This window comes from Verrucomicrobiota bacterium (assembly GCA_016871535.1).
Lineage (GTDB): Bacteria > Verrucomicrobiota > Verrucomicrobiia > Limisphaerales > SIBE01 > VHCZ01.
In genome coordinates this window covers 1-6,343 of sequence record VHCZ01000325.1, presented here as the reverse complement: position 1 = coordinate 6,343, position 6,343 = coordinate 1, and the positions used below count along the sequence as shown (strand labels likewise).

General features: G+C 58.6%; 7 protein-coding genes. 4 read left to right on the top strand and 3 right to left on the bottom strand.

Annotated features, from left to right (window positions below; genetic code table 11):
* The 3 genes from FJ398_25085 to FJ398_25075 form a co-directional block, all read right to left on the bottom strand.
* The coding region (locus tag FJ398_25085) for a type II toxin-antitoxin system ParD family antitoxin (protein ID MBM3841169.1) at positions 1-211 on the bottom strand (211 nt) is incomplete at its 3' end.
* 722 nt (positions 212-933) lie between these two features.
* The gene (locus FJ398_25080) at positions 934-1,191 is read right to left on the bottom strand and encodes a hypothetical protein (GenBank protein ID MBM3841168.1); all 258 of its coding nucleotides are present in this window, start codon (positions 1,189-1,191) and stop codon (positions 934-936) included.
* Positions 1,192-1,427: 236 nt separating this feature from the next.
* Positions 1,428-2,876, bottom strand: a complete 1,449-nt coding sequence (locus tag FJ398_25075) for a hypothetical protein (GenBank protein MBM3841167.1) — start codon at positions 2,874-2,876, stop codon at positions 1,428-1,430.
* Between the two features lie 132 nt (positions 2,877-3,008).
* On the opposite strand from FJ398_25075, the gene FJ398_25070 reads away from it, so the two are divergent.
* The 4 genes from FJ398_25070 to gcvH all read left to right on the top strand — a co-directional run bounded on the left by FJ398_25070 (position 3,009) and on the right by gcvH (position 6,103).
* Positions 3,009-3,785, top strand: a complete 777-nt coding sequence (locus FJ398_25070; protein ID MBM3841166.1) for a ParA family protein — start codon at positions 3,009-3,011, stop codon at positions 3,783-3,785.
* 156 nt (positions 3,786-3,941) lie between these two features.
* Positions 3,942-4,184, top strand: a complete 243-nt coding sequence (locus FJ398_25065) for a hypothetical protein (GenBank protein MBM3841165.1) — start codon at positions 3,942-3,944, stop codon at positions 4,182-4,184.
* Between the two features lie 155 nt (positions 4,185-4,339).
* Complete coding sequence (gene gcvT / locus FJ398_25060; protein MBM3841164.1) at positions 4,340-5,482, top strand: glycine cleavage system aminomethyltransferase GcvT; 1,143 nt, start codon at positions 4,340-4,342, stop codon at positions 5,480-5,482.
* Between the two features lie 237 nt (positions 5,483-5,719).
* Positions 5,720-6,103, top strand: coding sequence for a glycine cleavage system protein GcvH (gene gcvH, locus FJ398_25055; protein ID MBM3841163.1), 384 nt, complete (start codon positions 5,720-5,722; stop codon positions 6,101-6,103).
* Positions 6,104-6,343: the final 240 nt, after the last annotated feature.

Below are 6,343 nucleotides of genomic sequence, written 5' to 3'. Positions count from 1 at the left end.
GGCTGGTTTCCCCTCGTTCCAACTGGTCAATTCCATTTTGGATTTCTTTCCTGAGCTCTTGACGGCGATTATGGCGGAGCGCTTCGCGGGCTTTAAGGAGGTCCAGTGCGGCAGCCACGACCTCGCTCTGGGTCAGATAGGAACCGGAACTCACCGCTGAAACGATGAAATCTTGGTGTTCTTCTTTCATTGTGATCGGAAGCGTCGTCATGAGTCGCAAGATACCTGGAGCCGAAGGTGCGTGCAAGGCCGCAAGCAAATTGGGAGGGTGAGGCTCCCGCCGAACCCTGGAAAACCGCGTCCCTGATTTTCATGCGACTGAATCTGTTTGTCAAAAAGCAACGCTGGACCCTCACGCTTCGCGGCTGGTCTATGGAAGAATCCTGAAGCACCAGATAAACGTGGGCATCCTTTCCGGCATCGACCTTCGTTTTGACGCCGACCGTTGGTGGGCGTCAAGCGACGGCCTCCGCATCGTCCTCTACGAAGCGTTCGCCTATTTCTACACCGCCCTCTTCGGGCCGTGGCGGTGACTACTGCCCACTGCCCGCTGTCGCCTGCTGCTGGACCGCCGCCCCAGCCGCCGACGCCCCTCTGCGTATGCTACTCCGGATGCGTTGCAGGTTCTTCGCCTCGCGCGAATTCTTCCCGAGCATCCCCATCATCGCATCAATTACACCGCTGCCATCCGGAGACTGACAACGTTCTTATGGGCTCGCCAGACCAGGCGCCCGGCCCAGGCCGCCAGCGCGGCGAGCGCAATCGCCAGTCCAATGCAAAAGCGTCGGTTCATAGGGCTCTGACTGTACGTTCGACAAGTTTTCCCAATGATACGTCTGTCGGCGTGCGCACCGAACCGGAATGTGACGAGCGAAGGAGAAACTGCAACGACGTCGGAATCGCATGGGATGGGACCCTTCCACGAGGCAAGTTTCACAAGCCAGGAAAGAAACCTCCGATCAGGTCGGCACGGTTTGGATTTTCGGCCAGCAACCACCCGACCGCCAGCGCGACCCCGCCGGTCCCGATGGCGAAGAACCATGGCGCCGGGCGAGAACGCTCCTTCTGCTGCACTCCGTCAGAATCAATGGGTAGGAACATGGGTATGCTCCAGGTCACTTCTCCATCCGTGTGATCCGTGTCATCCGCGGTTAATCGGGTTGCGGCTCGCCGTTTCCAACATTCATCCATTCATAGCCGATCTTCTAATGCAGGGTTCAAATCCTTAACAGGAGAAAACAGAGACCACAGAGTTAAGAACTCCGTTTACTCCGTGGCCTCCTGTTAAGAACACCGACGTGTGTTTTGGCATACTCTCTTATCCGTTCTTTGGATCCTGGCGAGCGCCGTGTGATGAAGGGCCGGTAAAACGGGACGAAGGAGACGCAAGGCGGGTCCGAGAATTTTTGACTACTGATCCCTGTCCGCTAAGCCCCCACCCACGCCGAACGATCCTCCGCGAGGTGCGCCAGTGTCAGCTTGCCGCTTTGGAAATTGTCCGCCTCCAGATCGCCGACAATCTGCAAAAACCGGTGGCCTTCCTCGTCGCGGCAAACTTCCTTGAGAAACGTGAACTCGGCGACGCCCCGCAATTCCGTGGCGGCGCGCGCCGTGCAAACGGCCCAATGCTCTGACCGTGGATTCAATTTCGTCTCCCAGCGATTCAAGGTGGCGCAGAATTCAACCGGAAGCTCCAGGTCCCGGGCCACTTGGACGACGATGTTGTGATGCGTCAGATCTTCGCGAATGGCCTCCGAAAGCGGCTCGGAAACCAGGTCCATGAGTTCGGCCACGCTTTTCAGGCGAAAGCTCCGCAGCGTCGTCGCCCGCGCAATGGGCTGGGCCAGCCATTGCAGCGGCTCAGGCAATTGATCCGAGATGAAGGCCGTGCCCGTCGTGAGAATCAGTTGTTGGTGTTCCTCCTCCGGCAAAGACTCCCAGTCCTGAACGGAAAGGCTGAGGTAGCTTTTCAGGAGATGCCAGAATTCCGAGAAGAGGATGCGCCGCTCCCGGAGCTGCGTTTCCACGAGCGGCAAGAGGTGCTGCAAGTGCGGCCCGCCTCGCCAGACATCCCGGATCTGAGAATCCCGGAACCGATAAAGCGAGGGCTGCGCGAGCATTTGATCCGCGGTCTCATCGGCAATCGAAAGCCGGGAACTCCCGATGGCCAGCTCGAAAAACGCAACCCCGGCCGAAAAAATATCCGACCCCTGCGTCAGCGGCAGCCCGGTCTGGACGTTCGACGCGTCGATGATCAACTCCGCGTAATCCGGCGTCGCGGAATAGACATAGTTCTCCGTATCGCGGCCGTGGCGCGGCGTGAAGAACGCGCCCAGATCGACGAACTTCACTCGTTCGTCAAAAAGCCGGATGACGTTGTCGGGTTTGAAATCGATCAGGATGATCCCGTGACGGTGGAACAAACTCACAACCGCGAGCGTTTCATACAGCGCCGCTCGAAACTGCGAGACCCAGCCCTCGGGATAGCCTGCGTCCGCGGCGGACTGCGCCCACGCCAGCAAGTTGTCTCCTTGAAGGTATTCCATGGCGATGAACGCGAACTTGCGCTCCACCTCCACGTCCGACCCAAAAAAAGCCGGGACCCGGCTGCTCAACTCTTCGATCCCTTGAATGTCCTGAAAGTTTTCCACCTCGACGCGGAATCTCAGGTAGGGACCGTAACTCAGTTCGTCTTCCTTTCCGCAGTCCACGTCGAACGTTTTCAAGATCAGTCCGGGGTGCGTGGTGGCATAGACCGACGTCTCGCTGTTCTGATTGAGCAGGTGAGTGAGTTCGACTTTGCCGACGCCCGAGAGATTGACGCTTGTGCCCGCCAGTCTGCCCGCAGGCGAGTCGGTTGATTCCAGTGTTGCCATAAGCGGTCCGGTGTTTGGGGTTGGCACTTTCTAGCATATCAGTTGTCAGTTGTCAGTTGCCAGTTAACTGAGGGAACTGAGGGAAACGTCGAATTCCTTGCACTTGCCCTGGCAGTTTCATTAAATCCCCGCGTGCCGACCGCCGTTATCGCCGTTGCCAATCAAAAGGGAGGCGTGGGAAAAACCACCACGTCGGTGAATCTTGCGGCGTGTGCGGCGGCCACGGGAAAAAAAATCTTGTTGGTGGACCTCGACCCGCAAGCCAACGCCACCAGCGGCGTCGGTCTGGAAAAGACCGAAGGCGCGAGCGCGTATCGGCCGCTCCTCGGCGAAGGCAGCCTGGCCGACAAGATCAAAGCGACCGCCTTCGAGCGGCTCGACATTATTCCCAGCGAGACCGACATGTGCGGCGCGGAGATCGAGCTTTCCCGGCTTGACGACCACCTCCGCCGGCTGCACCACGCGCTCGACCCGATTCAAAAGTCTCAACGCTACGACCTGATCCTGATCGATTGCCCGCCCGCGCTGGGCATTCTGACGTTGAACGTTTTTGGCGCGGCGGACTGGCTCGTGGTGCCCCTGCAATGCGAGTATTACGCGCTCGAAGGGATTTCGACCATCACGCGAATCCTCAATCAGCTTCGGGACACCGGCGTCAACCCGCAACTGGCGCTGCTCGGGGTCGTGATGACGATGTTCGACGGGCGCACGAAGCTTTCCCAGCAGGTCGTCAGCGAAGTTCGGAATCACTTTGGCGAATTGGTGTTCGACACGGTCATTCCCCGCACCACACGCCTGGCCGAGGCGCCAAGCTACGGCAAACCGATTATTCACTACGACAAATACAGCGCCGCAGCGGCCGCTTATGAAGTCTTGACGGAGGAATTGTTGAAGCGGTTGAAGTTGTGACCGTGCAGTTCCGGGTTTATCGAGTAGCTTAGTCCATGGCGAAGAAACCCATTGAAATGGTGATCGAGTCGGTGACGATGGAGTTGCCGGACACCAAAACCATCCACCTCAAGTGGCCCGAGGATTAACATCATCTTCAACGACGAGTTCCACCAGATGGAAATGGACAACCCGAACTTCGATTTTTACGTGACCTGCACGCGCCTTCATCCGCAGGATGCCTGGACCGGACGGCGCGGGCGCATCGACGCCGCCTGGGTCCGCGAACACATCCACGATCCGCCGAAGACGGTCTTCTATGCGTGCGGGCCCAATGAGCTGGTCGAGTTTGCGGAGAACCTCGTGCTGCGCGACCTGGGTTTTCCCAAGGACCAGATGAAGACGGAAAAGTGGGGATGACCGACGGTCTCAAATCTCAAATTTGAAATTTGAAATCTCAAATCCGCATTCCGCACTCGGCACTCCAGAATCCGCAATCGGCAAAGCGTGATGCGTAAGACGTAATGCGTAAATCGTAACTCGTAAGATCGCGTCCAACTTTGCTGGAGAACCACATGCTAAAACGCACTCCGCTTTACGAAACTCACCAGAAACTCGGCGCGCGCCTGGTCGAGTTCGGCGGCTGGGAAATGCCGGTGCAATACACAAGCATCATGGACGAACACCAGGCTGTGCGCACCGCCGCCGGGATGTTCGACATTTCGCACATGGGCGAGGTCTCGGTGACCGGCCCTTCCGCGCTGGCGTTCTTGAATTCGGTTCTGACCAACGATCTTCGCAAGCTCACTCCGGGCCAGGGCCAGTACACGCTCCTGTGCAACGAGCGCGGCGGCGTGATCGACGATCTCTACGCCTACCGGCTGGGGGAGCAGGATTTCCTTTTGATTATTAATGTCTCGCGCATCGACGCCGACGTCGTTTGGTTGAAGGCGCACTTCCAGAAATCTGCGCCGGCCAAAGGGACCGAGCTGGACGACGTTTCCGATCGGATGGCTGCGGTCGCGATCCAGGGCCCCAAAGTGGCGGCGTTCATCGACGCTTGTTTTCCAGGTCCGCTGGTAGGCGGAACACTCGTCTGCAAGCCGTCCGAGCTGAAGAAGAACCAGATTGGCGCGGTGCAGTGGAACGACGTCCGGCTTTGGATTGCCCGGACAGGCTACACCGGAGAGGACGGTTTCGAGATCGTCGCCGAGGCCGAGGCCATCGAATCGGTCTGGCAGCAAGTCATGATGATGGGCCTGCCGTGCGGGTTGAAACCGGCGGGTCTGGGCGCGCGGGACACATTGCGCACTGAGGCCTGCTATCCGCTTTACGGCCACGAACTGAACGAAGACACGACGCCGCTGGAGGCCGGGCTTGCCTTTTTCGTTGCGCTCGACAAGGGAGAATTCATCGGCCGCACCGCGCTGGCTGCCCAGAAGGAGAACGGCGTGACCCGAAAATGCGTTGCTTTCAAGATGGCCGAAAAATCTGCCCCGCCACGGCCGGGTTATCCAATTTGGAACGCCGCGACGGGTGAAAAAAGAATCGGCGAAGTGGCGAGCGGGACGCAGAGCCCGACGTTCGGAGTGGGCATTGGACTGGGCTATGTCCCGGCGGAAACCGCGAAGCCTGGAACCGCCATTCAAATTGAGATTCGCGGCAAACGCTCGCCCGCCGTCATCGTTCCGAAGCCGATTTACAAGAAACCCGTTTGACGAAACCAGGGGCAACCTTTACACCGGACGCGTGGTGACGATCGCAGAAACGGGATTTCTCCGTAGCGCAGAGTTGCACTCTGCCGTATCGCCGATTTGCAATCGGCAGCGCTTCCACAAGTTCGAGGGCCTTGGCGCCTGTCTGGAGCCTGCGGAATGCAATTCCGCGATACGGCAGATGGCAACTCTGCGCTACTTGGCGAAGCCTTCTGCGCAACGCCCTTTGGATTGCGGCTTATGACCAAAGTTCCTTCCGAATTGAAATATGCCAAAACCCACGAATGGGTGCGCGTCGATGGCAACGTCGCGACCGTTGGCATCACCGATCACGCCCAGCATGAACTGACCGATGTGGTGTTCGTGGAATTGCCCGCGAAAGGCCGCGACCTCAAAGCTGGCGACGCCTGCGCCGTCGTTGAGTCCGTGAAAACCGCCAGCGACGTGTATGCGCCGGTGAGCGGCAAGGTTGTTGAAGTCAATCAGTCTGTCGTGGACGACCCCGCGCTCGTGAATGCGGAACCGTATGAGGGGGGATGGTTCTACAAAATCCAGATGTCGCAACCGGCTGAACTCAACAGTCTCCTGAGCGCCGCCGATTACGGCAAAATGGTCAATCGGTAGTCGAAGTAGGGCAGGCTTCCAGCCTGCCCCGAAGAGGCGGCAGGACAAGATCAAGGGTGAAGAAAAACGAATTTCTTCCTGAATGCTGGAGCTATGCACTGTGTTTAGGGTCTGTTTCGTAAATACGCTCACGTTCGTTGCGCCCAATTTGGCCTGGGGCAAGGCGCGACGAGCGAGCATCCCCCGCCAGTGGGGCTGTGACCGAGGAGCAACGCAGCCCCAGGCAAAATTCGGCGCAAC